At 61.6% G+C, this 26,201-nt stretch carries 22 protein-coding genes; 13 read left to right on the top strand and 9 right to left on the bottom strand.

Features of this window, described 5'->3' with window-relative positions; all coding sequences use genetic code 11:
- Nucleotides 1-39 precede the first annotated feature (39 nt).
- The 3 genes from ACQ4MS_RS20895 to ACQ4MS_RS20905 all read left to right on the top strand — a co-directional run bounded on the left by ACQ4MS_RS20895 (nucleotide 40) and on the right by ACQ4MS_RS20905 (nucleotide 3,055).
- Nucleotides 40-1,665, top strand: a complete 1,626-nt coding sequence (locus ACQ4MS_RS20895) for a wax ester/triacylglycerol synthase family O-acyltransferase (RefSeq protein WP_431096659.1) — start codon at nucleotides 40-42, stop codon at nucleotides 1,663-1,665.
- Between the two features lie 82 nt (nucleotides 1,666-1,747).
- Entirely contained in the window at nucleotides 1,748-2,584 is an 837-nt protein-coding gene (locus ACQ4MS_RS20900; RefSeq protein WP_431099639.1) for an alpha/beta hydrolase, read from the top strand.
- Between the two features lie 135 nt (nucleotides 2,585-2,719).
- Complete coding sequence (locus ACQ4MS_RS20905) at nucleotides 2,720-3,055, top strand: four-helix bundle copper-binding protein (RefSeq protein WP_431096660.1); 336 nt, start codon at nucleotides 2,720-2,722, stop codon at nucleotides 3,053-3,055.
- Between the two features lie 168 nt (nucleotides 3,056-3,223).
- On the opposite strand, the gene ppa is transcribed toward ACQ4MS_RS20905, so the two are convergent.
- Nucleotides 3,224-3,763, bottom strand: coding sequence for an inorganic diphosphatase (gene ppa, locus ACQ4MS_RS20910; RefSeq protein WP_431096662.1), 540 nt, complete (start codon nucleotides 3,761-3,763; stop codon nucleotides 3,224-3,226).
- A 308-nt stretch (nucleotides 3,764-4,071) separates the two neighbouring features.
- Here ppa and ACQ4MS_RS20915 point away from each other — a divergent pair, with 308 nt between their 5' ends.
- Entirely contained in the window at nucleotides 4,072-6,294 is a 2,223-nt protein-coding gene (locus tag ACQ4MS_RS20915; RefSeq protein ID WP_431096664.1) for a sodium-translocating pyrophosphatase, read from the top strand.
- Nucleotides 6,295-6,358: 64 nt separating this feature from the next.
- Here the strand turns inward: ACQ4MS_RS20915 and ACQ4MS_RS20920 are convergent, their stop codons facing one another.
- Nucleotides 6,359-8,500, bottom strand: coding sequence for an AAA family ATPase (locus ACQ4MS_RS20920; protein WP_431096665.1), 2,142 nt, complete (start codon nucleotides 8,498-8,500; stop codon nucleotides 6,359-6,361).
- 324 nt (nucleotides 8,501-8,824) lie between these two features.
- Here ACQ4MS_RS20920 and ACQ4MS_RS20925 point away from each other — a divergent pair, with 324 nt between their 5' ends.
- The 7 genes from ACQ4MS_RS20925 (at nucleotide 8,825) to moeA (ending at nucleotide 15,090) form a co-directional block, all read left to right on the top strand.
- Nucleotides 8,825-10,258: an aldehyde dehydrogenase family protein gene (locus ACQ4MS_RS20925; protein WP_431096667.1), complete on the top strand. Its 1,434-nt coding sequence runs from the start codon at nucleotides 8,825-8,827 to the stop codon at nucleotides 10,256-10,258.
- Nucleotides 10,251-10,562 carry a hypothetical protein gene (locus ACQ4MS_RS20930; RefSeq protein WP_431096668.1) on the top strand — a complete coding sequence of 104 codons (312 nt, stop codon included), beginning with the start codon at nucleotides 10,251-10,253 and terminating at the stop codon, nucleotides 10,560-10,562. The genes ACQ4MS_RS20925 and ACQ4MS_RS20930 overlap by 8 nt, the downstream gene beginning before the upstream one ends.
- Nucleotides 10,563-10,573: 11 nt before the next feature.
- On the top strand, nucleotides 10,574-11,335 hold the full coding sequence (locus tag ACQ4MS_RS20935) for an SDR family oxidoreductase (RefSeq protein WP_431096670.1): 762 nt from the start codon (nucleotides 10,574-10,576) through the stop codon (nucleotides 11,333-11,335).
- 133 nt (nucleotides 11,336-11,468) lie between these two features.
- Complete coding sequence (gene moaA / locus ACQ4MS_RS20940; RefSeq protein WP_431096671.1) at nucleotides 11,469-12,596, top strand: GTP 3',8-cyclase MoaA; 1,128 nt, start codon at nucleotides 11,469-11,471, stop codon at nucleotides 12,594-12,596.
- A gap of 1 nt (nucleotide 12,597) precedes the next feature.
- Nucleotides 12,598-13,098 carry a hypothetical protein gene (locus tag ACQ4MS_RS20945; protein ID WP_431096673.1) on the top strand — a complete coding sequence of 167 codons (501 nt, stop codon included), beginning with the start codon at nucleotides 12,598-12,600 and terminating at the stop codon, nucleotides 13,096-13,098.
- Nucleotides 13,079-13,732: a molybdenum cofactor guanylyltransferase MobA gene (gene mobA / locus ACQ4MS_RS20950; protein ID WP_431096675.1), complete on the top strand. Its 654-nt coding sequence runs from the start codon at nucleotides 13,079-13,081 to the stop codon at nucleotides 13,730-13,732. Before ACQ4MS_RS20945 ends, mobA begins: the two co-directional genes overlap by 20 nt.
- Before the next feature lie 8 nt (nucleotides 13,733-13,740).
- A complete protein-coding gene (gene moeA / locus ACQ4MS_RS20955; protein ID WP_431096676.1) occupies nucleotides 13,741-15,090 on the top strand; it encodes a molybdopterin molybdotransferase MoeA in 1,350 nt (449 codons plus the stop codon).
- A 73-nt stretch (nucleotides 15,091-15,163) separates the two neighbouring features.
- Here the strand turns inward: moeA and ACQ4MS_RS20960 are convergent, their stop codons facing one another.
- The 4 genes from ACQ4MS_RS20960 to ACQ4MS_RS20975 all read right to left on the bottom strand — a co-directional run bounded on the left by ACQ4MS_RS20960 (nucleotide 15,164) and on the right by ACQ4MS_RS20975 (nucleotide 21,424).
- Nucleotides 15,164-18,328, bottom strand: a complete 3,165-nt coding sequence (locus ACQ4MS_RS20960; RefSeq protein WP_431096677.1) for an efflux RND transporter permease subunit — start codon at nucleotides 18,326-18,328, stop codon at nucleotides 15,164-15,166.
- 34 nt (nucleotides 18,329-18,362) lie between these two features.
- Entirely contained in the window at nucleotides 18,363-19,766 is a 1,404-nt protein-coding gene (locus ACQ4MS_RS20965) for an efflux RND transporter periplasmic adaptor subunit (RefSeq protein WP_431096678.1), read from the bottom strand.
- Nucleotides 19,767-20,048: 282 nt separating this feature from the next.
- Nucleotides 20,049-20,531, bottom strand: a complete 483-nt coding sequence (rnhA, locus tag ACQ4MS_RS20970) for a ribonuclease HI (protein WP_431096680.1) — start codon at nucleotides 20,529-20,531, stop codon at nucleotides 20,049-20,051.
- 53 nt (nucleotides 20,532-20,584) lie between these two features.
- Entirely contained in the window at nucleotides 20,585-21,424 is an 840-nt protein-coding gene (locus ACQ4MS_RS20975; protein WP_431096682.1) for a class I SAM-dependent methyltransferase, read from the bottom strand.
- A 31-nt stretch (nucleotides 21,425-21,455) separates the two neighbouring features.
- On the opposite strand from ACQ4MS_RS20975, the gene gloB reads away from it, so the two are divergent.
- Nucleotides 21,456-22,226, top strand: coding sequence for a hydroxyacylglutathione hydrolase (gloB, locus tag ACQ4MS_RS20980; RefSeq protein ID WP_431096683.1), 771 nt, complete (start codon nucleotides 21,456-21,458; stop codon nucleotides 22,224-22,226).
- Nucleotides 22,223-23,773, top strand: a complete 1,551-nt coding sequence (locus tag ACQ4MS_RS20985; RefSeq protein ID WP_431096684.1) for a transglycosylase SLT domain-containing protein — start codon at nucleotides 22,223-22,225, stop codon at nucleotides 23,771-23,773. The genes gloB and ACQ4MS_RS20985 overlap by 4 nt, the downstream gene beginning before the upstream one ends.
- A gap of 36 nt (nucleotides 23,774-23,809) precedes the next feature.
- Here the strand turns inward: ACQ4MS_RS20985 and ACQ4MS_RS20990 are convergent, their stop codons facing one another.
- The 3 genes from ACQ4MS_RS20990 to ACQ4MS_RS21000 all read right to left on the bottom strand — a co-directional run bounded on the left by ACQ4MS_RS20990 (nucleotide 23,810) and on the right by ACQ4MS_RS21000 (nucleotide 25,921).
- Nucleotides 23,810-23,962: a DUF3096 domain-containing protein gene (locus tag ACQ4MS_RS20990; RefSeq protein WP_431096685.1), complete on the bottom strand. Its 153-nt coding sequence runs from the start codon at nucleotides 23,960-23,962 to the stop codon at nucleotides 23,810-23,812.
- Between the two features lie 194 nt (nucleotides 23,963-24,156).
- Nucleotides 24,157-24,996 (bottom strand): ABC transporter permease, encoded by an 840-nt coding sequence (locus ACQ4MS_RS20995; protein ID WP_431096686.1) that lies wholly within the window; start codon nucleotides 24,994-24,996, stop codon nucleotides 24,157-24,159.
- 97 nt (nucleotides 24,997-25,093) lie between these two features.
- On the bottom strand, nucleotides 25,094-25,921 hold the full coding sequence (locus tag ACQ4MS_RS21000; protein ID WP_431096688.1) for an ABC transporter ATP-binding protein: 828 nt from the start codon (nucleotides 25,919-25,921) through the stop codon (nucleotides 25,094-25,096).
- Nucleotides 25,922-26,201: the final 280 nt, after the last annotated feature.

Here is a 26,201-nt window from a genome sequence, read left to right on the forward strand (position 1 = left end):
TCCCGCTCGGTTAATGTCTTCCTCACGGAGACAACAACAATGAAATCCCTTACCGGCCTGGACGCGACCTTTCTTTACCTTGAGACCCCCGAGATGCCCATGCACGTGGGCTCGCTTAATCTGTGTGAACTTCCTGCGGGCTTCAAGGGCAGCTTTCACAAGGCGGTAAAAGCGCATATTGCCAAACGTATGCACCTGGCGCCGGTGTTCAGCCGCAAGCTGGTGTTCATGCCGCTGGACCTGGGCCATCCACTGTGGGTTGAGGCCGACTCGGTTGACATCAGTTTTCATATCCGACGCGCCGACCCTGCAAAAAAAGGGGCTGCGCCGATGACCCTGGCCGAGGTGCACAAGCTGTGCGCACAGCTCCATGGAGAGGTGATCGACCGCAATTTCCCGCTTTGGGAGTTTTATATTTTTGACCGCATCCAGTTGCCCGCATCGCAAGGCGGCAAGGTTGTGGCGGGCTTCTTCTCCAAAATCCACCATGCTGCACTGGACGGCAAAGGCGGCGTGATGCTGGCCAATGCCCTGCTGGACTTCAGCCCCGTACCGCGCGAGGTGCCTCCGCCCGACCCAACGCGTCGCCGCAAAACCGAGGCCGACCTGAAGCTTGGCAAGATGATTGGTTCGGTGTTTTCCAGTTCGCTGGGCCAGTTGGCCAAGCTGGCCAAAGCGCTGCCTTCTGCGGCCAGCACCTTTGGCAGCACCCTGGCAAAACAATCCACCGGCAGCTCGGCCACGGGCATCAGGCCCAAAATGCCGATGAAGCTGGCGCCGCAAACACCTTTTAATACCGGTATCACCACGGATCGCGTATTTGTGACGGCTACCCTGCCGCTGGCCGAATGCAAGGCCATGGGCAAAGCGGTGGGCGGCTCGTTCAACGATGTGGTGCTGTGGATCTGCTCGACGGCGCTGCGCAGTTACCTCACGCAGCACCACAGCCTGCCCAAGAAATCGCTGGTGGCCGCCATGCCGGTGTCACTGCGCGAAGCGGGCGCCACTGACGCCAGCAATCTGGGCAACCAGGTGAGCATGAGCCTGGTGGAGCTGGGCACGCAGCTGGCACACCCGCTCAAGCGCATGAACGCCATCATGGCGTCGACCGCCAAGGTCAAGACCTCGATGCAAAGCCTCAAGAGTTTGCTGCCGACCGACTACCCTTCACTGCTGGCGCCCTGGCTGGTGGGCGGCGCGGCCAAAATGGCGCTGAACGCCTACGGCAAGAGCGGCATGGCCAGCCGCCTGCCCATGGTGGCCAACCTTGCCATTTCCAATGTGCCGGGACCACCCGTGCCGCTGTACCTGGCTGGCGCGAAGTTCCTGACCTTCCATCCGTTGTCCATCGTGATGCACGGCCTGGCGCTCAATATCACCATCCAGACCTATGCCGGCCACGTGGACTTCGGCATCGTCGCCGACAAGAAGGCCCTGACGCATGCGAAGGACCTGGGCAAGGCCATTGAGGATGCCTTCACGCAGGCCCAGGCCTTGATGGTGAGTACAGCGCCTGCCGCACCACCCGTTGCCCCTAACAGGGCCGCTGCCACGAAGACCTCCAGGAAGGTTGCCAAAAAAACGGCCGCCAAGGTCATCCCCTTACGAACCCGCAAATCTGCTGTCACGAACGCGACGAAAACAGCCGTGAAGCGGTCAAGTTAGAGGCGCCTCTCTCTGTAGAAAACCGTAAGCGCCTCCATACTCTTTGAGTCGGAACTCAAAAAGACAACCAATGCTCCAAGCCATGGCAAGCCCGTCATCCAAGCGAAATCCTCCCAGTTCCCCACAAACCGCCACCAGGCAGTCCCTGCACGACGTGCCCCCCAGCGCCTGGCTACTGGCCCTGGAGTTGCGCGCATTCTGGGAATTTGGCGCCCTGCTTCCGGCCTGGCCACTGCTGGCCCGCGCACCCCGGGGCGACGGCCATGCGGTGATGGTGTTTCCGGGCCTCTCAGCCAACGACGCCACAACCGTGCCCCTGCGGCACTACCTGCAGTCGATCGGCTACAGCCCCTGGGGTTGGGACCAGGGCTTTAATTTCGGGCCGCGTGCCGGTGTGCTTGAGGAAGCGAAAGACAACCTCATCCGCACCTTTGAAACCACAGGCCGCAAGGTCAGCCTGATCGGCTGGAGCCTGGGCGGCGTGTATGCACGTGAACTGGCCAAGGAACTGCCGCAGATGGTGCGCTGCGTGATCACGCTGGGCTCGCCTTTTGCCGGTTCGCACAAGGCAACCAATGCCTGGCGGATTTACGAGCTCACCAGCGGCCGCAACGTGGAGCGTGAATCTGAAAACTACGACCTGCCCGCTGCCCCGCCTGTGCCGACCACCAGCATTTACTCGCGCAGTGACGGCGTGGTGGCCTGGCAAGCCAGCGTCCAGGCGCCCGCCGCCGCCAACCCGCAAACGGAAAATATTGAAGTGCTGGCCAGCCACATCGGCCTGGGCGTGAATCCCGGAGCCTGGTGGGCCGTGGCTGACCGGCTGTCCCAGGCCGAAGGCCAGTGGAAGCCGTTTCCGCGCGAAGACAAGGGCCGTTTGCACGGACTGGTTTACCCGGATCCCGCGCGCGGCACTTAACACGGCGCTTAAGGCTGCGCGGCCGATCCGCACCGCGTCGGCCTGAACCTACAACTGTTGCGGCCAGCGTCTTCCATCTGCTGCGGCGCCACATGGTCAAGCTGGGGATTTCCAACCTCGCAGCGGAGAACCTTCATGGACCACACCATCGCCAGCATGCAGCCTTGCATCGAGGCCTGCACCGAATGCCATCATGCCTGCCTGAAAACCGCCATGACGCACTGCCTGATGGCAGGCGGCAAGCACACCGAACCCGATCACTTCACGCTACTGCTCAACTGTGCGGAAATCTGCCAGACATCGGCCAACCTGCAGCTCAGCGGCTCTGAGTTTGTGCCCAAGCTGTGTGCGCTCTGCGCTGAAATTTGTGAAGCCTGCGCCACCAGTTGTGAAGCCGTCGGCGACATGGATGAATGCGTCGCGGCGTGCCGCAAATGTGCAGAGAGTTGCGCCAATATGGCGGTTATTTAGCATTGGGCGCTGGCGGGGACGATAACCGCCTAAATAAAAAGCGCCTGAAGGATGGCTCCACAGGCGCTTTTGCATATTTTGCAGCCACACGGCCTGCTATGCAATTAATAGCAGCCCGCGCATGCTCTGTTTGGGACAGAGCCAAAATCGCTTAAATTTCAGCCCGGTTCAGGCTTTTACGCTCTTGGCGTAGTTGGCAATGCCGTCCGTGATTTCCTTTTTGGCAGCGTCCGGGCCTTCCCAGCCCAGCACCTTGACCCATTTTCCTTCTTCCAGGTCTTTGTAGTGCTCAAAGAAGTGCGCAATGGTTTTCAGGCGCAGCGGGTTCATGTCTTCAGGTTTTTGCCACTGGGTGTAGAGCGAGCATTTCTTGTCGACGGGAACCGCCAGCACCTTGCCGTCTTCACCAGCCTCGTCGGTCATCTTCAGGATGCCGATGGCGCGGCAGGTCACCACCACACCGGGAATCAGCGGCACAGGGGTGATCACCAGCACGTCCACCGGGTCGCCATCGCCACTGATGGTCTTGGGCACATAGCCGTAGTTGGTCGGGTAGTGCATGGACGTGCTCATGAAGCGGTCCACAAAAATCGCACCGGACTCTTTGTCCACCTCGTATTTCACCGGGTCGGCGTTCATCGGGATTTCGATGATGACATTGAAGGATTCGGGAACGTTTTTGCCGGGGGAAACTTTATCGAGGGACATGGTCGCTTGAGTTCTTTATGGAAGGAAGAAGAAAGGAAAGGACGGAAGGGAGAAAAGAGGATTCTTAAAACACATGGGCTACCTGCGCAGCCGTGGCATAGGCCAACTGCTCGGTATTTACCCTCATTTTACTGATTCACACCTTACGGTTCTTAAAGTTGTCATGTTTTCACTGTAAATTGCGCGAGTTGGCCAATCGTCTTGTCTCTACGTAGACCAAGCAACGAGGAAGCAACGCAGCGGGGGTTAAGACACCATTTGCTAGCGTTGAAACCCCCTCCAAGCGAAAAACAACGTAGGAGATTTCTATGACAGGCAACTCAGCGCTTATTCTTGCGCTTGTCTGCGGGCTGATCGCCGTGGGTTACGGCATCTGGGCACGCAGCTGGATTCTTTCCCAGGACGCAGGCAATGCGCGCATGCAGGAAATTGCGGCCGCCATCCAGACCGGTGCCGCCGCGTATCTGGCCCGCCAATACAAGACCATCGCCATCGTCGGCGTCATCCTCGCGGTGCTCATCGGGGTCTTCCTGGACGGCAAGACCGCCGTCGGCTTCGTGGTCGGTGCGGTGCTCTCAGGCGCCTGCGGCTTTATCGGCATGAATGTCTCGGTGCGCGCCAATGTGCGCACGGCGCAAGCCGCCACCAAGGGCATCGGCCCCGCACTGGACGTCGCTTTCCGCGGTGGCGCCATCACCGGCATGCTGGTCGTGGGCCTGGGCCTGTTGGGCGTGACGGCCTTTTACTGGTTCCTGGTGGGCAACGGCAACTACACGCCTGACGTCAAACTGGCCAACCTGCTCAACCCGCTGATCGGCTTTGCCTTCGGTTCGTCGTTGATCTCCATCTTTGCGCGCCTGGGCGGCGGTATCTTCACCAAGGGCGCTGACGTCGGCGCCGACCTGGTGGGCAAGGTCGAAGCCGGCATCCCCGAGGACGACCCGCGCAACCCAGCCGTGATCGCCGACAACGTGGGTGACAACGTGGGCGACTGCGCCGGCATGGCCGCCGACCTGTTTGAAACCTATGCGGTCACGCTGATTGCCACCATGGTGCTGGGCGCCCTGCTGGTCGCGGCTGCCCCGGTTAACGCCGTGCTGTACCCGCTGGCGCTGGGCGCGGTGTCCATCATCGCGTCCATCATCGGCTGCTTTTTCGTGAAGGCTTCGCCCGGCATGAAAAACGTGATGCCGGCGTTGTACAAAGGCCTGGCGATTGCCGGCGTGCTGTCGTTGGTCGCTTTTTACTTCGTCACCATGTGGCTGATCCCCGACAACGCCATCACCGCTACCGGCAGCCAGATGCGCCTCTTTAGCGCCTGCGCCGTCGGCCTGGTCCTGACCGGCGCACTCTGCTGGGTTACCGAGTACTACACCGGCACGCAATACAAGCCCGTGCAGCACATCGCACAGGCCTCGACCACCGGTCATGGCACCAACATCATTGCCGGCCTGGGCGTGTCCATGCGCTCTACCGCCTGGCCCGTGATTTTTGTCTGCATCGCCATTCTGGTGTCGTACAAGCTTGCCGGCCTTTTCGGCATCGCGATTGCCGCCACCTCCATGCTGAGCATGGCCGGCATTGTGGTCGCACTGGATGCCTACGGTCCCATCACCGACAACGCCGGCGGCATTGCCGAAATGGCCGAGCTGCCCAGCAGCGTGCGCGACATCACCGACCCGCTGGACGCCGTCGGCAACACCACCAAGGCTGTGACCAAAGGCTATGCCATTGGCTCTGCCGGCCTGGCCGCGCTGGTGCTGTTTGCAGACTACACGCACAAGCTCGAAAGCTATGGCCGTGCCATCAGCTTTGACCTGTCCAACCCCATGGTCATCGTCGGCCTCTTCATCGGCGGGCTGATTCCCTACCTGTTCGGCGCCATGGCCATGGAAGCCGTGGGCCGCGCCGCCGGCGCTGTGGTGGTGGAAGTGCGCCGCCAGTTCCGCGACATCAAGGGCATCATGGACGGTAGCGGCAAGCCGGAGTACGACACCGCTGTGGACATGCTGACCACAGCCGCCATCAAGGAAATGATGATCCCCTCGCTGCTGCCTGTGGTGGTGCCAATTGTGGTTGGCCTGGCGCTTGGCCCACAGGCCCTGGGCGGACTGCTGATGGGCACGATCGTGACCGGCCTCTTTGTGGCGATCTCGATGTGCACAGGCGGCGGCGCCTGGGACAACGCCAAGAAGTACATCGAAGACGGTCACCACGGCGGCAAAGGCTCGGAGGCACATAAAGCAGCTGTGACCGGCGACACCGTGGGCGACCCCTACAAGGACACCGCCGGCCCGGCCGTCAACCCGCTGATCAAGATCATCAACATCGTGGCGCTGCTCATCGTGCCGCTGATGATGAAGTTCCATGGCGGGCCTGCGCAGGCCGCGCCCAGCGCCCCCATGGCAGAACCAGCGGCCGTGAGCGCCCCAGCCGCGACCCCCATGGCACCCGCCATGCCAGCCCCTGCGCCTATGCAGGCACCCAACGCGGCGGCTACGCCAACCCCTGCTGCCCCGGCCTCGCGCTAAACCGCCCCGGACCCAAGCAAAAGCCCTGCATTGCAGGGCTTTTTTTATTGAAGTGTCAGATGGGTCAGGCTGGCATCAACCGACTGGGACTCATACCAGGCAGCGTGAGGGCCGGCGCGGCCGGCAGGCTTTCAAAGCGGCGGATCTCGCCAAGTGCTTCGCTCAAGGTCATCTCGCCAGCCCGCATCAGGCAAACGGTGAGGTGTTCCGTGAGGGCGGTGTACTGCGCCAGGGTGGCTTTGGTTTCGCTGTAAAGCCGCTCGCTCTGGGCTTCCATGATGCTGCGGGTTTCCTCGTCCGGCGGCGCCGAGCCGCCATCCTTGACGAGCGCGGCGTAGTTCAGCCGGGTCTTGCGGTACATGCCCATTTCCGCCACCGCGTGATGGAGCAACCGCGTGACACGGGTGATGTCATTGTGGGCGCCGCCGGTGGTTCCGTCCTCGCCGAAGAAAAGCTCTTCATTAGCCATGCCGCCCAGCAGCACCCGCACCTCGTGCTCCATGTCGCCCTTGGTCTGCAACAGGTTGTTGTCCTGCTTGTGCAGCACAAAGCCCAGTGCGTTGTTGCGGGGATTGGCTTTCAACGAGATCTTGATGGTGGTCATGTTGGCCAGCAGGGTGTCCCAGTTTCCGCCGGCCAGCTTGTGCTGATGCTGGAAGTCCATCAGGAAATGGCCCCACTCGTGCACGGCGATGATGCGCCGGTCACGTTCACGCTCCTTGGTGGTGTTGTCGTTGACGTTGCCGACCAGCACGCGTTCGGCGGCCTGCATCAGCGTGTGCGCACCTATCATCTGCCCCGCCTGCACCGCGATGATGCCTGCCTGATTGACCATGGTTTCGAGGTCTGCCGGACTGCAACCTTCCGTCAGCTCGACAAAATGGCGCAGGTCCATATCGGGCAGGACCTTGTTGGCGCGCTGGCGCAGGTAGTGGCCGGTGATCGCCAGGCGCTCCTGCTGGTTGGGCATGCGGAAATCGACCTTCATCTGGAAGCGGCGCAGCATGGCCTCGTCCATCTGCAGGTTGGCCGAGTTGAAGTTGGACGCCACGATCCAGATGATTTCTGCGTCAGTCTTGGTTCGCACGCCATCAAGGATGGCCAGCAGCATGTTCTGCGTGTCGTCGTCATATTTGCGGTTGCCGCCGCGCTTCATGAAGAGGTCCTGCGCCTCATCCAGGAAGACAATGCAACGCTTGCGCCGCTTGGCCAGCGCAAGGATGCGCGACAAGGTGTTGGATCCGCCGGCCACATAGCCGGTTTCGAGGTTGGCGGCGGAATGGAAAAGTATCGGCAGGTTCAGCTCTTTGGCAAGGTAGCTGGCCAGCTTGGTTTTGCCGGTACCTGCAGGGCCGCTGAACATGACGTTGAAAGGTTTGTTCACGCCGTAGGCCGCGTATTCGAGCCGTCGTTCGTACTGGTCGCGGATTTGCGCGACTTCAGCCTTGATGTCGTCCATGCCGACCAGGTCCGAAAGATCGCCGCTGATCTGTGCAGGGGAAATGAATTTGAGGGCCTTGCGCTGGCCGCCTGTCTGATACCAGAGGAACGCAATGAGCCCCAGTGTCAGGGTTGCTGAAACCAGCGCGCTGGCACCGCCCTTCCATGCGCCCTGTTCGGCTTGCGGACGGGCGTCGCCAAACCGCTGCTCCAGGCGTTCCAGCATGTCCTTGCTGGCGTCATCGAGCGCAGCCTGGGGCACGAAAGTGAGTTTGCCTCCCCAAGGCGCCGTCACCGCTTTGTCGGCCAGAATCTTGGTCTCCATGTCCGAGGGGTAATACGCGTACTGCCGACCCTCCGATTCAACCAGCACAAAGCGCTCGGAAACTGTCCAGAGAATAGGGCGGTAAATGATGGTGATGCGTGCGACCGGATGGGCCTCAAGAAAACTCAGCACCGAGCCGCTGCCAAAGACGACCGGCAGCGTGGTGTTGTAAGCCCAGGCAGCCTCGCTGCCCTGCCCCGCCGCCATCGCCTTGACTTCCAGGCTCAACTTTTCCTGCCGCTGGAGCGTGGACCAGGCGTAGAGCGCGCTCGCAGGGATCATCAATACCACGGCCAGCACCGTGAGCCTCATGCCCAGGGACTGGACGGACAGCCAGTCCCGCACACGGGCAATAGAGGCTTTAAACCAGGCAAGCAGGCTTGCAGCAGGCGCGTCGTCACCGGGCGGTATATCAGCAGGGCTTTTCGTGGGATCTGTCATCACTTGTGTGCGTCAAAAATGCGGCCTCGCAGTTGCCGGCTGCTTGCCGCTGTCATCACGCCAATACGGCCAGGCCGCTGTGCGCAACATGGAGCACCATTCCATTTGTAGGAGGTGGCGAGGTGCATATGTAGGTTCAATCCTACAGAAATGCAATTCCCTGTGCAGCAAGGGTTTTGTAACTTGAGCAGGGATGCAACGCCGGGGTGTGACAAACGCACGCTTTTCGAGATCGTTACCTCCGGATGGACCGCCGGCGGCGGTCCGTCCGCATCCGACAGATCGGCCAGCTATGGCCTGTGCCAAATTCAGCACAATAGCCCCATGCAGCTCAACTACATCGCCAACGCCTCCGTCACCTCTTCCTCAGGCAAAACCATCCCTGTGATTGATCCATCCGACGGCCAGGCGTTTGATGAAATCCAACGCAGCAACGTGCACGACATCGACATCGCCGTGAAGAGCGGCCGTGAATGCCTGGAGTTGGTGTGGAGCCGATTCAGCGCCGCCGAGCGTGGTCGCCTGTTGATGCGGCTTTCCGCCAAGGTGGCGGAGCATGCCGAAGAGCTCGCCATGATCGAGCAGCGCGACTGCGGCAAACCCACCAAACAGGCGCGCGCCGACGCGGCGGCCCTGGTGCGCTACTTCGAGTTTTACGCCGGCGCCTGCGACAAGCTGCACGGCGACACCATCCCCTACCTGGACGGCTACAGCGTGATGACCTGGCGCGAGCCGCATGGCGTGACGGGCCATGTCATCCCCTGGAACTACCCCATGCAGATCTTCGGCCGCAGCGTAGGCGGCGCACTGGCTGCGGGCAACGTCTGCGTGGTCAAGCCGGCGGAAGACGCCTGCCTGTCGCTGATCCGCGTGGCGCAGTTGGCCGCCGAAGCCGGCTTTCCGGCCGGCGCCATCAACATCGTGACCGGCTATGGCCATGAGGTCGGGGACGCGCTGGCCCGCCACAAAGGCATAGACCACATCAGCTTTACCGGCAGCCCCACGGTGGGCACGCTGATCCAGCAGGTGGCGGCCGAGCGCCATTGCCCCGTCACGCTGGAGCTGGGCGGCAAGAGCCCGCAAATCGTGTTTGCCGATGCCGACCTGGACATGGCCATCCCGGCCATCATCAACGCCATCGTGCAAAACGCCGGGCAGACCTGCTCGGCGGGCTCACGGCTGCTGGTGGAGCAGGCGATTTACGAGCCACTGCTGGCGCGCCTGGGCGAAGCCTTTGAAAACCTGCGCGTCGGCCCCGCTGCCATGGATCTGGACGTAGGGCCGCTGATCCGGCAGAGCCAGCAGCAACGCGTGTGGGATTTTTTAAGCGATGCGCAAGTCGCCAACATTTCCATGGTGGCCCAGGGCCAGATCGTGGACGAAGCGCCAGAGACAGGCTTCTACCAGGCGCCCACCCTGCTGCGCGACGTGCCCGTGACGCACCGGCTGGCGCAAGACGAAGTGTTCGGGCCGGTGCTGTGCGCCATGAGCTTCAAAAACGAGGACCACGCGGTCGAGCTGGCCAACGCCACGCAATTCGGCCTGGTCGCCGGCATCTGGACACGCGATGGTGCCCGCCAGTTCCGTATGGCCAAACGCGTCAAAAGCGGTCAGGTGTTCATTAACAACTACGGTGCTGGCGGTGGTGTGGAGTTGCCGTTTGGTGGCGTGAAGTCATCCGGATATGGGCGTGAAAAGGGGTTTGAGGCGCTGTATGGATTTACGACGCTGAAGACTGTCGCGGTGCGACATGGATGAAAGCACCCAAGCGGCCGTTTGGGTGACCGGCGGGCTGATACTTTGCGCACTGCTGGGTGCCGGACCAGGTTACGCGGTCATGGCGTTGAATGCCACAACGCGGTGGAAACGGCGTGTGTTTACCATCATCGGGCTCGCCATGCTTCCAGGCCTGATGTTGTGCGCCTGGTCCCTCACCCTTGCGCCTGAATCGATTGGATGGGGATTTCTGCTTTCAGGCTCAAGCCTGGTCCTCTGGCCCTGGATTGCCGCGTTGGTGCTGGCACTCTGGCACTTTCTGCTCGTTCGAAAAAACACGCAATAAGGAAAATACACATGCGGGTCAAAGACAAGTCCATCATCGTGACCGGGTCAGGAGGCGGTATCGGTGAGGGCATCGCGCGGCGGCTCGCGGCCGAGGGAGCCAAAGTCGTCGTCAACGACATCAACGTCGCGCTGGGCGAAAAAGTGGTGGCCGCCATTACCAGGGCCGGCGGCACGGCCTCCTTCTTTGCTGCCGATGTGACCAAATCCGCTGAGGTGAAAGCATTGGTCGAAACCGCTGTACAACGTTATGGCCGGCTCGACGTGATGGTTAACAACGCCGGCTGGACGCACCGCAACCAGCCCGCGCTGGACGTGAGCGAAGACGAATTCGACAAGTGCTACGCCATCAACGTCAAAAGCATTTACCTCGCCACCATTCATGCCACGCCGGTCTTCCGCAGCCTGGGCGGCGGTAGCTTCATCAACATCGCCTCCACCGCCGGCGTGCGTCCGCGCCCGGGCCTGACCTGGTACAACGGCTCCAAAGGCGCCGTTATCACCACGTCGAAGTCACTGGCGGCCGAACTGGGCCCCGACAACATCCGGGTGAACTGCATCAACCCGGTGTTCAACCCCGACACCGGCCTGTCCGCCGAATTTGCCGGCGGACCAGTGGACGAGGAACGCAAGGCACGCTTTCGGGCCAGCATCCCGCTGGGGCGCTTTTCGACTGCGTTGGACGTAGCCAATGCGGCGCTGTATCTCGCCAGCGATGAGGCGGATTTCATCAGCGGGGTCTGTCTCGAGGTCGATGGCGCCCGCTGCGTCTAGACGAAGCGTCGCCAGAAATTTCTTTCCCTTCGGAAAAGTCAAAGGTCAATAACGCCCGTCCTTTGGGGATAAGGGCTCTTTTTGGTGCTCCAGTGGAGCCAATGGAGTAAATTCACCCTTTAGGCCCCTCACGATGACGACCGAAAAAATCATTCCACTGGCAGATATCCGCTACGCAAGCCGCGTGCCGCATATCCCTGCCCGGTTGACGGCGCCCATAGGCCTTTTGAGCGACACGCTGGGCCGGCCATTGCGGGATTTGCGCATCAGCGTGACGGACCGCTGCAACTTCCGCTGCAGCTACTGCATGCCGCGTGAGGTGTTTGACAAGGACTATGCCTTCCTGCCGCAAACTTCTCTGCTGAGTTTTGAAGAAATCACTCGCCTGGCGAAGATTTTTGTGGCGCATGGGGTCGAGAAAATTCGCCTGACAGGTGGCGAGCCGCTGCTGCGCAAGCACCTGGAGGTGCTGATCGAGATGCTGGCCAAGCTGCAGACGCCGCAGGGCAAGCCGCTGGACATCACGCTCACCACCAACGCTTCGCTGCTCGCCAAAAAAGCGCAGTCGCTCAAGGACGCGGGCCTGCAGCGCGTGACCGTGAGCCTGGACGGCCTGGACGATACCACCTTCCGCCGCATGAATGATGTGGACTTTCCGGTGGCCGATGTGCTCAAGGGCATCGAGGTGGCGCAGAAGGTGGGCCTGGCGCCCCTGAAGATCAACATGGTGGTGAAACGCGGCACCAATGACGCCGAGATCGTGCCCATGGCCCGGCATTTCCGTCACAGCGGCGCCGTGCTGCGCTTTATTGAGTACATGGACGTGGGCGCCACCAACGGCTGGCGCATGGACGAGGTGCTGCCATCCGCCCAGGTGGTGGAGCGTCTGAATGCCGAATTTCCCCTCGTGGCCATAGACCCGAACTACACCGGTGAAACCGCCGAGCGCTGGCGTTACGTCGATGGCGCGGGCGAGATCGGCGTGATCAGCAGCGTGACCCAGGCCTTTTGCAGCGACTGCAATCGCGCCCGCCTGTCGACCGAAGGCAAGCTATTTTTATGCCTCTTTGCCAGCCAGGGCCAGGACTTGCGCACCCTGCTGCGCGGCGGCTACGCCGATGACCAGATCGCGGCAGCAGTGGCCCATATCTGGCAAGGGCGCGATGACCGTTATTCAGAACTGCGCGCTGCGATGCCGGCGGACACCGGGACTGCTGAAAACACCGGAAAGCGCGTTGAGATGAGTTATATAGGCGGATGAATTGAAAGCCAGACACCTGATATTTTTCATCAGCGTGACACTCGCCAGTTCAGCAGCGACCGCCGAGGCGTGGGATACCTTCGTTGTCCGCTTTTTTGCAGATGCGCAATTTCGCCAGTCGCGCACCGACAGCCGGATCGCGTTTGTCGCCAGCCGCATCAGTGAGCGTGAGGATGAACCGCTGCTGTGCGACAGGCTGGACTCAAAGCCTTTCCTGACCCGGCTGAATACGTCGCTGGGTGAACCAGGCGTCAATGTACGGACCAAGCAACTGTCTCCCGCCCGTGGAGTTGCGATGGTCTACGCGATGGAGTCCGATGCTTATTTTGAGCAACTTACTTTTTCACAGCGCAAGAACCTGTGGATGCTGCATCGGGTGGATCAGGGAACGGCAAACTTTCAGAAAGACTACGTTCCTCTGAAAAAATGTGCTGTGTCGCCGCGATATTGGCTGGATTTTGAGGAAAAAGCGAAAGTACTTTATGACACCGGCCCCAAGTGATTTCAAGCACCCCATCCACGCCGAAGCCATTACCGGCGTGATCCTGGCCGGCGGCCGCGGGTCGCGCATGGGCGGGGTCGACAAGGGCCTGCAAAATTTCAACGGTGTGCCGCTGGCCTTGCACACGCTGATGCGCCTTTCACCCCAGGTCGGCGAGGTCATGGTGAATGCCAATCGCAACCTGGCGGCCTATGAATCTTTCGGTGTGCCTGTGTGGCCCGACAGCACCGGGCTGGGCGAATTTGCCGGCCCGCTAGCGGGTTTTCTCACGGGCCTGGAGCGCTGCGAAACCCCTTACCTCCTCACCGTGCCGTGTGACACGCCGCTGTTTCCGGAAGATCTCGTAGCGCGGCTGGCTGAAGCTTTTGTGCGGGACGGTGCCGACTTTGCCGTGGCTGCGGCGCCTGAGGAGGATGGCCAGCTCAGGCCCCAGCCGGTGTTTTGCCTTATGGGCACGCATATGCTGGAAAGCCTGGTACGGTTTACCCACGGCGGTGGCCGAAAGATCGATGCCTGGACAGCGCAGCACAAAACCGTCGTTGTGCCATTTGACCAGCCCGGCGACGACACGCGCGGCTTTTTCAACGCCAACACGCTGGCCGAGCTGCACCAGCTGGAATCCCGGCGGGATTGACGCGAACCGTGAAAACTCTGGACCAAATCGCCGCGGAGCTGCAAGGCTACGACCCTCAAGCGCTGTCTGCCGACCAGGTGCTGGACTTCCTCTCCAGGCTGGTCCTGCCGGTGCAGGATGTGATTGAACTGCCCTTGATGCAGGCCTTTGGGCGCGTGCTGGCGAGCGACGTGGTCTCGCCCTTTGATGTACCGCCCCACGACAACTCGGCCATGGACGGCTACGCTTTTGATGGCGGCCAATTGACAGACTCGGCGCTTGAGCTGCAGGTGGCGCCAGGCACAGCGCTGGCGGGCAAAGCCTGGCAAGGCAGCGTCCAGCCAGGCCAATGCGTCAAGATCATGACAGGCGCCATCATGCCCCCCGGGCTGGACACGGTGGTGCCGCAGGAGTTCGTATCCACCCGCACCGGGCCCGGCCAGACGACGTTCATCACCATCCCCCCCAAGCTTCTGCGCGCCGGCGACAACCGCCGCCTGCGCGGTGAAGATCTCATGCAAGGCCGGCCTGCGCTACAAAAAGGAGAGCTGCTCACGCCCGCCCGCCTTGGTCTGGCGGCCTCTTTGGGTCTCAAAACATTGGCGACGTGGCGCCCGCTGCGGGTGGCTTACTTTTCCACGGGCGACGAGATCCTGTCGCTGGGCGAGGCACCGCGCGAAGGCGCTGTGTACGACAGCAACCGCTACACCGTCTTCGGCATGCTGAGCCGTATGGGCTGCGAGGTGATCGACATGGGTGTGGTACGCGACGACCCGGCCTTGCTGGAGGCGGCATTCACCCGCGCGGCAGAGGAAGCCGACGCCATCATCACCTCGGGCGGCGTCAGCGTGGGCGAGGCCGATTTCACCAAGGCCATGATGAAAAAGCTCGGCGACGTAGCCTTCTGGCGCATTGCCATGCGGCCCGGCAGGCCCATGGCCGTGGGGCGCATTTCATCAACAAAATCAGCCTCCAGCCCACATATTAAAGGCGCCAACAGCTATCAAAAGAATAGCAACCCGAATGGATCCATCCTGTTCGGCCTGCCCGGCAATCCGGTGGCCGTGATGGTCACGTTTCTGGCTTTTGTACGCCCTGCCCTGCTCCAGATGATGGGCGCCAGCGCCGCGCCGCCGCCGCTGCTCAAGGCGCGCAGCACGGAAGCCATCCGCAAGAAGGCCGGCCGCACCGAATACCAGCGCGGCTGGGTGTCTACCGCGCCCGACGGTTCACTGCAGGTCAAAACCACCGGCAGCCAGGGATCGGGCGTGCTGCGCTCCATGGCTGAGGCCAACGGCTTGATCGTGCTGCACCACGCCCAGGGCAATGTGGCGGTAGGCGGCGAAGTCGACGTCCTCATGTTTGATGGCGCCATCTAGTCGCCTGCACAAACAAACCGGCCATAAAAAAAGCCCTCCTCAGAGGGCGTTTTACATTGCAAATCGGGGGCAGCTACTTAGCTACATACTCCGGATGCTCATGGTGAGCATCCGGCTGCTCCTTGGCAACGGTCTTGTTGGCTCCCGGAATGGCCTTGCGTGCGAACAGGGTGTACATGGTGGGCACGACAAACACCGCCAGCAAGCTACCCAGAGACATGCCGCCCACGATCACCCAGCCGATCTGCATGCGGCTTTCGGCACCTGCACCGTGAGACAGGGCCAGGGGCAAGGCGCCCAGAACCATGGCGCCAGTGGTCATCAGGATGGGACGCAGGCGCTGCGACGACGCCTTGACCACGGCATCGATCATCTCCATGCCCTGCCCGCGCAGCTGGTTGGTGAATTCAACAATCAAAATGCCGTGCTTGGTGATCAAGCCCACCAGGGTGATCAGTCCGATCTGGGAATACACGTTGAGCGAACCACCCGTCCATTTCAACGCCAGCAAGGCGCCGAGCATGGACAACGGCACCGACAGCATGATCACCAGCGGATCCACAAAGCTTTCAAACTGCGCGGCCAGCACCAGGAAAATAAACAACAAAGCCAGCACGAACACGATCGCCAGTGCGCCCTGCGAGTTGCGGAACTCGCGCGAGGTGCCGTTCAGGTCGGTGCTGTAGCCTGTCTTGAGCACTTTGGAGGCGGTCTGGTCCATGAACCTGAGCGCCTCGCCCAGTGAATAGTCGCCGGAGAGGCTGGCGGTAAACGATACCGAGCGCCGCTGGCCGAAGTGGTTGAGTTCGCGCGGGGAGACGCTCTCGCGCACCTTCACCAGCGCCGACAGCGGGATCATCGTGTCATTGCGGCCGCGCACATAGATGCGGTCGATGTCGTCTGGCGTGGTGCGGCCGCTGGCCTGGGTCTGCACGATCACGTCGTACTGTTCGCCGTCGCGCTTGTAGCGGGTCACATTACGCCCACCCAGCAGGGTTTCAATTGCCTTTGCCACCACTTCGACGCTGACGCCGAGATCGGCGGCCTTGTCACGTTCGACGGCAATACGCAGTTCCGGCTTGTTCAGCCGCAGATCCACGTCAACCGAGACAATGCCGGGGTTCTTGGCGATCTCGTCCAGCATCTGGCGCGTGACAGCATTGAGGTTCTGGTAGCTGTCGGAAGTCTGGATCACGAAGTTGATCGGGCGATCACGAAAGCCTTGCCCCAACGACGGTGGCGTGATGGTGAAGACATTCACGCCGGGCAAGGCGTTGAATTTGGGCTGCAATTCGCGCGCCATCTCCATGGTGGAGCGCGTGCGTTCGTCCCAGTCCACGGTACGGTACACCACGCTGGCCTGGGCCACGGTCGGATTGCCGACGTTCCCGAAGATGCGATCAAACTCGGGGAATGGCTGGCCCATCTTCTCAAGGGCCTGCGCATAGCGGTTGGTGTAGTCCAGCGTGGCGCCATCCGGCGCCGTCACGTTGGCCAGGATCACGCCGCGGTCTTCCATGGGCGACAGCTCCTGCTTCATGCTCGGGAAGATCAGCGCGATGGCCAACGCGCTGAGCAGCATGATGCCCACCACAATCCAGCGTGCCTGGAACACCCATGCCCTGAGCCTTTGGGCCCAGCCGGACAGGTCCGGGGAAGGCGCCCAGCGCTTGGTGACGATCCAGCGCAGCAGGTCACCATAGCGGTCGGAGATACGTGTCAACACCATTTCCATGGTGCTGTCAAAGCGGTTGGGCTTGGGGTTGTGCTTTAAAAGCTGGGTACACAGCATGGGCGTAAGCGTCAGCGCGACAAACCCCGACACCACCACCGCACCGGCCAGTGCCAGCGCAAACTCGACAAACAGGCGCCCGGTGCGGCCCGGCGTGAAGGCCAGCGGCGCATACACAGCCACCAGTGTGGCCGTCATGGTGACCACCGCGAAGCCGATTTCGCGGGCTCCTTTGATGCCGGCCGAGAACGGGTCCATGCCTTCTTCGATATGGCGAAAGATGTTCTCAAGCATCACGATGGCGTCGTCCACCACCAGCCCGATGGCCAGTACCAGCGCCAGCAAGGTCAGGGTGTTGATGGTGAAGCCCGCCAGCGCCATCAGGGCGAAGGTGCCAATCAGGCTCACTGGAATGGTGATGATGGGGATGATGGAAGCGCGCATGGTGCGCAGGAACACAAAAATCACCAGCGCCACCAGGATGATGGCCTCGGCGATGGTGCGATAGACGTTCTTGACGGAACGGTCGATGAACACCGAGTTGTCGTTGGCAATGTCGATCAACACATCGGGCGGCAGGTCGGCCTTCAGCCGGGGAATGGCATCACGCACGCCTTTGGACAAATCCAGCGGATTGGCCGTCGCCTGGCGGATCACCCCAATCGCCACAGCGGGACGGCCATTGAGCCGGACGGCTGTGCGCTCGTCCGCAGCGCCCTCTTCCACACGGGCCACATCGCGCACCTTGATCGGAAAACCGCTGACGTTCTTGATCACGATGTCGCCGAACTGGCCGGGCCTGACCAGATCGGTCTGCGAGGTCACGCTGAATTCACGCTGCTGCGATTCGATGCGGCCGGCGGGCAACTCCAGGTTGCTGCGGCGAATGGCGTCTTCGACATCCTGCGTCGTGAGACGGTAGGACGCGAGCTTGTCCGTATCCAGCCAGACGCGCATGGCATATTTGCGCTCGCCGAAGATCCGGACATCGGCCACGCCGGTGACGGTCTGCAGGCGAGGCTTGACGATACGGTTCACCAGATCGTTGATCTGCAGCCGGGACATCGACTCGCTGGAAAAGGCTATCTGGATCACGGGGAAGGCGTCGGCCTCTACCTTGGCGATCACGGGCTCTTCAATGGCTTGCGGCAAGCGGTTGCGTACCCGCGAAGTGCGGTCGCGCACCTCGGCAGCGGCGGAATCAGCGTCTTTTTCAAGCCGGAAACGCACGCTGATCTGCGCCTGGTCTGCGCGGCTGATGGAAGTGATGACATCCACCCCGTCAATGCCGGCAATGGAGTCTTCCAAAGGCTTGGTCACCTGTGACTCAATCACTTCCGCGGACGCCCCCACGTACCGCACGCTCACGGTCACCACGGGCTCGTCGATCTTGGGATACTCGCGCACCGTGAGACGGTTGAAACTGACTGCCCCGATCAACACAATCAGCAGCGACAGCACCGTGGCAAAAACCGGACGGCGTATGGAGACTTCAGCGAGTTGCATAGGGGTATGTCGGAACGGTATCGCGGCTCAAGGCTCAGGCGGGGTCGCGTGCGGGCGGCGTAGCCGGGCTGCGCTCAGGTGTACTGATGCTGCGGACCGGCACCACCATGGCGGGCGCCTCCGAGACCACCACCCCGCAAGGATTGGGACCGGCCTGGGCTGGCTGGGCTTTGACAACAACGCTCTCGCCTTTCACGGCCGGTGTGCCAGCTGCGGCGGCGCTCGAAGCGGGCGCCGCCGCAGGAACCGCAGACGCGGCCGGCGGTGCGCCTGGGCCAGATTTTTCAGAAGCTGGCCGCTCGCCAGCCGCGACGTTCACCACGCTGACCACCGTGCCGTCCCGCTGCACGCGCTGCTGTCCGGTCACCACTACGGTGTCACCGGGCTCCAGCCCTTCAACTATCTCAACCTTCCCTGGGCTGCGCAGGCCAACCTTGACCTCCACGCGTTTGGTGGTCCGGGTCTGCTCGTTCGGGCCTTGCAGCAGCTTGATGACAAACTGCCGGCCGCCTTGCGGAACGATGGCCTCCTCGGGCACCACGCGGGCGCTCTCACGCACACCGAACACTGTGTTGACGCGGGCGAACATGCCGGGCCGCAGCTGCAACTGGCGGTTGTCAATGCAGCCGCGGATGCCAATGGAACGGCCGTTAGCATCGATCAGGGGATCTATCGCCTGGATTTGTGCGTGGTATTTGCGGCCGGGCAAGGCGTCGATGTCGAGTACGGCGGTCTGGCCCCGCCTGATCTTGTTCTGGAAACGCTCGGGCAGGCGGAAATCGACAAAAATGGCTTCGATGTCCTCGATGTTGACGATATCAGCGCCGTCTTTCAGATAGTCACCCACATTGACGAGCCGGATGCCGGCAATACCGTCAAATGGTGCAACGATCTTCAGGCGCGCAGCCGTCGCCTTGGCGAGCGACAGCTTGGCCTCTGCTACCTGCAGGTTGGCCGCGCTTTCGTCGAGCGAGCGCTGGCTGATGAAGTTTTGCGCCACCAGTTCCTGGTTGCGCTTCAGGTTCGCCCGCGCAATCGACAGTTCGGCCTGACTTTGCTGCACCTGGGCTAGCGGCAACTGGTCGTCGAACTGCACCAGAACCTGGCCCTTTCGCACGCGCTGGCCATCGGTGAAATTGAGCTGGGTGATGCGACCGCTGACCTCAGGACGCAAAACCACGCCGCGACGCGAGCGCAGGCTGCCCACTGCCTGCGTGTCATCTGACAGTCTTGCAAGTTCCACCTTTGCCGCCTCAACAGCCACCGGCTTCCCGGAGTTGGCGCCGCTCGCACCCTGGCCTGGCGCTACGGCCGATGGTGATGTGGTCCCGGTCCCTTTGGCATCCTGCGATTTGGGTTTCTGCAGCCACCAGGCGGCCCCGGAGGCGACTGCAATGCCGACTACCGCGACCGCTGTGTAAATTGCTTTTGATGCCATGGGGATGAAAACTTGTTATACAAAGAGATACAAACTTCCAATGTAGCAGGACACCACGGCGCGCGCAGCCTTTTTCTGGCCCCTCCGCTGGATAAGCGCGACAGCTTTACAACGGCTTTACCAAACGCCGTACACGAGCGGGCCGGCAAGGATGCTATGTACGCTTATGGTGCAGCCGGAGGCGTGCAATTTCCATGCGATTTTGTGCGGAGCCCATGGCGGTTGTTGCATGCGTTTATGCACATATTCCCGCACCGGCAACAGGCGTGGCCAAGTTTTTTGTTACAAGCGGCCCAAGGCTCGTTCCACGCCCTTGTTGGCTAATGCGTCGGCCCTCTCATTGCCCGGATCGCCAGCATGCCCCTTGACCCAGCGCCAGTCGATTTTGTGGCCGCTTGAGCTGACAAGCGCATCCAGGCGCTGCCACAAGTCCACGTTTTTTACCGGTGCCTTGGCGGCGGTGCGCCAGCCTCGGGCTTTCCAGCCGTGAATCCACTCGGTAATGCCTTTTCGCACGTATTCACTGTCCAGATAGAGCGTCACGCTGCAGGGCCGCTTGAGCGCCGCCAGCGCCTCGATGACGGCGGTCATTTCCATGCGGTTGTTGGTCGTGCCGAGTTCACCGCCGAACAGCTCTTTTTCGGTACCTCCCAGAGCCAGCAGTACGCCCCAGCCGCCTGGCCCGGGATTTCCCTTGCATGCGCCATCGGTATAGATCACCACGTTTTGTGGTTGGGTTGGCGTGCCTGTTTGTATGTCGGTCATGTGTGGTCGAGGATTCAGTAGGCCCCAGGAGGGGCATGTCGGTTGAAAGAAGTTCAGGCAGGTGGGTGCGCACTGGGTGAGCGGGAGAGCGGCTCTTTGTTGGCTATCGCCGCAGGTGCCGCCGCCGACGCCCTGCGCGCCTTCCAAGCGGGTTCCAGGAGGCGGACGCCGCGCACACGCTTGACCGCCGCGAGAAAGTAAACAGCGCCAAAAATAGGCCACCAGCGCTCACCCGCCGCGTCCATCCACTCAAAACGGTCCAGCCAGGCCTGGCTCTTCAGCGCCGGGCGGTAGCAGCCAAAGCGCCCCGACTCTACCTCAAAGTCCAGCAGCCTGAGCCAGTCGCGAAGACGCCAATAGCCAATGAACTCGCCTGTTTTGGGCAGGAACAGGTCGTCATATCCCCAACGCTGATAAATGTGGCCGCGGCGCTGGCGCAGGCCCCACAAGCTGGTCGGGTTGAAGCCGCTGATGACCACCCGTCCCTCGGGAACCAGGACACGGCTGACTTCGCGCAGGCAGGCATGCGGATCGCTGCTCAACTCCAGCGTATGCGGCAATACCACCAGGTCAAGGCTGTTCTCTGGGAATGGCAGCGCGCCTGCATCCGTCAGAAGCGCTGCACGCCGGGAACTTGAACCGGCGAGACCAATCCCACCCGCATCGGAAGGATTGGCGGGACTGGTTACTGGTGGTGTTGACTCCAGTGCCAGCCATTTATGCGGCATGCGGTTGGCTTGCAGGGCATCGAGCTCCGGAAAGCCGAGTTGCAGTGCATGGTAGCCAAAAACGTCACTGACGGCCTGATCAAAATGCGTGCGTTCCCAGTCCAGCAGATAGCTGCCCGGCGGGGTCTTCAGCCAGTCTGTCAAACCTATAATTTCAGAGCTCATCGAGATACCGCATGTTCATCGAAACCACCGCATGTATTTGACCCCAATTCCCGCCTTCGACGACAACTACTTCTGGTTGTTGCATGACGGCAAGCGCGCCCTGGTCGTGGACCCGGGAGATGCCGGGCCAGTGCAGCGCACGCTGGAGCAGCATGCATTGCAACTGGAGTCGATTCTAGTCACGCACCATCATGCGGACCATACGGGCGGCGTCAATGTCCTGCGCGAAGCAACGGGTGCCAAAGTCTATGGCCCAGCTACCGAACGCATTCCGCAGCCTTACCTCCCGCTCAAGGGTGGCGATCTGGCGCGTGCCCTCGACATGGATTTCCAGGTGATTGATGTGCCTGGCCACACGGCCGGCCACATTGCTTATTACGCACAGGGGGTGAACGGCAAACCACTGCTGTTTTGTGGCGATACATTGTTCTCTGGCGGCTGTGGGCGCCTGTTTGAAGGCACGCCGGCGCAAATGCTTTCCTCGCTGGACAAGCTCTCCGCCCTGCCCGGCAATACAGTGGTCTGCTGCGCCCACGAATACACACTGAGCAACCTGCGGTTTGCCATGGCTGTCGAGCCCGACAACGCCGAGCTGGCGGCTTACCTGACTCAATGCACGGCACTTCGCAACCAAAGCCAGCCGACGTTGCCGACATCTATCGCAAAGGAATTGCTGGTTAACCCCTTTTTGCGAACCCGCCAACCCACTATCATGGCAGCTGCCCGGCGCTTTGATGCGTCGGCCCATGACGACAGCACCGTATTTGCCGCCATCCGGCAGTGGAAAAACCAATTCAAATGACGCCCCACGACCACGCCACTGCAGCTTCCAAATTTCCCGTCTTTCCCTGTTTCCGCATTGCTTCATGGGCCTTTGTCCTTGTGACGGCTGTGCTGGCGGGCTGCGCCACGCAATCGCCCGGCTTGCCCAGCGACCCGGTACTGACAACCAGTGGCGGCCCCGCCGCCACCAAACCGCTGTTGCCCAATGGGCCGCTACAGCCCATCACACCAGGGCAGGCAGGATCGCACCAGATCGCATCTACCGAGCCGCCCAAAGAACTCTGGGACCGTATTCGCCGCGGCTTTGCCATGCCGGATCTGCAAAACGAACTGGTGACCGACCGTGAGCAGTGGTATGCCAGCCGGCCCGACTACATCCAGCGCATGACCGAGCGATCCAGCAAATACCTCTTTCACATTGTTGAAGAGCTCGAGCGCCGCCAGATGCCTACCGAACTGGCGCTGCTGCCCTTCATCGAAAGCGCTTTCAACCCACAGGCTGTTTCAAGTGCCAAAGCCGCCGGCATGTGGCAGTTCATGCCTGCCACCGGCAAGTATTTCGACCTGAAGCAAAACGCCTTCCGCGATGACCGCCGCGACGTGCTGGCTTCGACCCGCGCCGCGCTGGACTACCTGCAGAAGCTCCATGGCATGTTTGGCGACTGGCATCTGGCGCTGGCAGCTTACAACTGGGGTGAAGGCAGCGTGGGCCGGGCTATCGCCAAAAACCAGAAGGCAGGCCTTGGCACCAGCTACACCGACCTGAACATGCCGGCCGAAACCCGCCTCTACGTGCCCAAGCTGCAGGCGGTCAAGAACATCGTCGCCAACCCGCCGGCGTTTCGCACCGAGCTGCCGCTGATTGAAAACCATCCTTACTTTCAACAGGTGCTGATCACGCGCGACATCGACGTGGCCCTGGCTGCGCGTCTTGCCGACGTCAAGATTGAGGATTTCAAGGCGCTGAACCCTTCAGCGCATCGCCCTGTCATCCTCGCTGCAGGTACACCCCAGATCCTGCTGCCGTGGGACAACGCCACAGTTTTCCAGCGCAATTTCGAGGCCTACACCCAGGGACAATACGCCAGCTGGACGGCCTGGACAGCCCCCAGCACGATGAACCCGGCCGAGGCGGCACGGCGGACCGGCATGAGCGAAGCCGACCTTCGCGGCGTCAACAACATTCCGCCGCGCATGCTGATCAAGGCAGGCTCTACCCTGCTGGTGCCACGCTCGGCCAAGATCGAAACCGACGTCACCAGCCATATCGCCGACACGGCCCAGGTATCTTTTTCCCCGGAAGTCGTGACCCGGCGAACCACCGTCAAGGCGCGCAAGGGCGAATCAGTGGCTACCATTGCGAAGCGTTACGGCCTGAGCGCTTCCAGCGTTGCCGAATGGAACAACGTCAGCACCTCCAGCGCGTTCAAGCTGGGCCATCAAGTGGTGGTGTACCTTCCAGTCAAAACCCGAAGCGTTTCTGCCGGCCAGGCCCGCAACCGCGGCAACGTCAAAGCCGTCAAGCGCAGTACCGCAAAACCTGTTGTGAAATCGAAAAAGCGCTGAGGCGCCTGGCACGACCAGACGCAAGGCGCGGTGGAGCTACAGCTTCATCGAGCCAACGCCAAACAAGCCGATCAGGCCAATGACGATCAGGTAGATCGCCACGATGTAGTTCAGCAGGCGCGGCATGATCAAGATCAGGATGCCCGCGATCAGGGAAACGAGAGGTCCGATGCTGAGGGAAAGATTCATGGTGATTTCCTTTGTAATATCGACTGCCGGCCCGCTTCAGCCCCGCCCTTTTATCAATCATGAAAGGTAAAAGCCCATGCGGATCCAGCCCTGACTGTACGGAGCCACGCAATTTCAAGCTGTAGGACGACAGGAAGAGTTTTATGTGCGGCCCGCCGCACGCTCACAAGAGGCCGTATGCCGCGCCAAAGACGCTAGAGTTTTTCCGTCTCGCCGCTGCGCGGCTGCCATTTCATGAGGCGTTTTTCCAGCCGGCCCACGATGCTGTCGAGCACCAACGCAAACGCCGTGAGCACCACAATGCCGGCGAACACCGTGTTGACATCAAACGTGCCTTCCGCCTGCAGGATAAGGTAACCCACGCCGCGCGCCGAGCCAAGGTATTCGCCCACCACAGCGCCGACAAACGCCAGGCCTACAGATGTATGCAGGCTGGAGAACACCCAGCTTGTAGCGCTCGGGAGGTAGACGGTACGCAGCAGTTGCCGCTGGTTGGCGCCCAGCATGCGGGCATTGGCCAGCACCACGGGGCTGACTTCCTTCACGCCCTGGTAGACGTTGAAAAACACGATAAAAAACACCAGCGTGACGGCCAGTGCAACCTTGCTCCAGATGCCCAGGCCCAACCACAATGAAAAAATCGGCGCGAGGATCACACGTGGCATCGAGTTGGCTGCCTTGATGTAAGGGTCCAGGATGGCGCTCGCCGTGGGCGCCAGTGCCAGCCATAACCCGCAGGCCAGGCCCAGCACCGTGCCTATGCCGAAAGCCAGCACGGTCTCCAGCAGCGTGGTGCCCAGATGCAAATAAATGTCGGCATTACCGGGCAGCCCGTCGGGAAACAGCGCACCGGGACCGAAGCCGAAAGGCATGAACCAGCTCCAGACGCGGCCCGCCACCTTGATCGGTTCACCGAGGAAAAAAGCAACCTGCTGGTCGCGTGAGGCAAAGTGCCAGGCCAGCAGGATGACGGCCAGCAAACCGATCTGCCAGGCACGCAGGTTGTTTTCGGAAGGTTTGATGTGGCGCCACATAATCAGGCCGCGCGCAGCGCAGGGTCGTCCCAGGCACGCGCAGCTTCCCGGGGGAGCAGAGAACCACACGCAGTGAATGAACGTGTGAGCTTCATTTCTAGGCGGCCTTCTTCAGTTGCTGCGCATAGCCCTTGAGCACTTCATCGCGCAGCACATTCCAGATCTGCGTATGCAATTCCACGAAGCGCGGATGGCTGCGTACTTCCGCAACGTCGCGCGGGCGCGGCAAGTCAATGGCGAATTCACCGATGGGATGCGTGCCCGGGCCTGCCGAAAGCACCACCACACGGTCACTCATCGCAATGGCCTCATCCAGGTCGTGCGTGATGAACAGCACCGCCTTCTTTTTAGCGGCCCACAAGTCCAGCACTTCGTTTTCCATCAGCTGGCGGGTCTGGATGTCCAGCGCACTGAAAGGCTCGTCCATCAAAATGATGTCGGGATCCAGTGCCAATACCTGGGCCAGCGCGGTGCGCTTGCGCATGCCGCCTGAGAGCTGGTGCGGGTAGCGGTCACCGAACTCGCCCAGGCCAACGCGTTCCAGCCAGGCCTGTGCCTGGCGGCGCGCCTCAGCGTCCGGAACACCGCGGTACTGCAGGCCCATCATCACATTGGTGATGGCGCTGCGCCACGGCATCAGGGCTTCGGTCTGGAACATGTAGCCGGCACAGGTGTTAATGCCAGCCAACGGGGCGCCAAAGACTTTCACTTCGCCCGATGAAGGCGCCAACAGGCCGGCACCAATGTTGAGCAAGGTGGATTTACCGCAGCCCGTGGGCCCGACGACCGATACGAACTCACCCGCATTGATGCGCAGCGTCGTGTTGCTGACGGCCGTGTAGCGCTGACCCGCATCGTCACGAGAGCGAAACGTGCAGCTGATGTCGATCAGCTCCAGGGCGTAGGCGTTGTCGGGTTCGCGCATGGCGGGAGCTTACCGCAAGCTGCCGGCACGAGGCAGTTCAACGATGAGAGATTTGGGGCGCGTACGACCGCAGCGGTGGACCTCCTTCTTCACCAGCAGGGGCCGCGGAACCGGCTTTGCCGGGCCGCAGGCGCAGCGCCCCCGAGGGGCTGGAGCCCGCAGCTCCAAGCCTGCCTGCGCAGGCTTGGACGGGCGACAGAGGTGAAGCGTCTCGCGAGCCGCGGCCTGCAAGGCCTCGCGCACTACACAGAGCCGAAGGCGAAGTGAAAAGCGTGGGGGC

Origin of the sequence: Polaromonas aquatica, assembly GCF_050626995.1 — a bacterium.
Classification (GTDB): Bacteria; Pseudomonadota; Gammaproteobacteria; order Burkholderiales; family Burkholderiaceae_C; genus Polaromonas; species Polaromonas aquatica_A.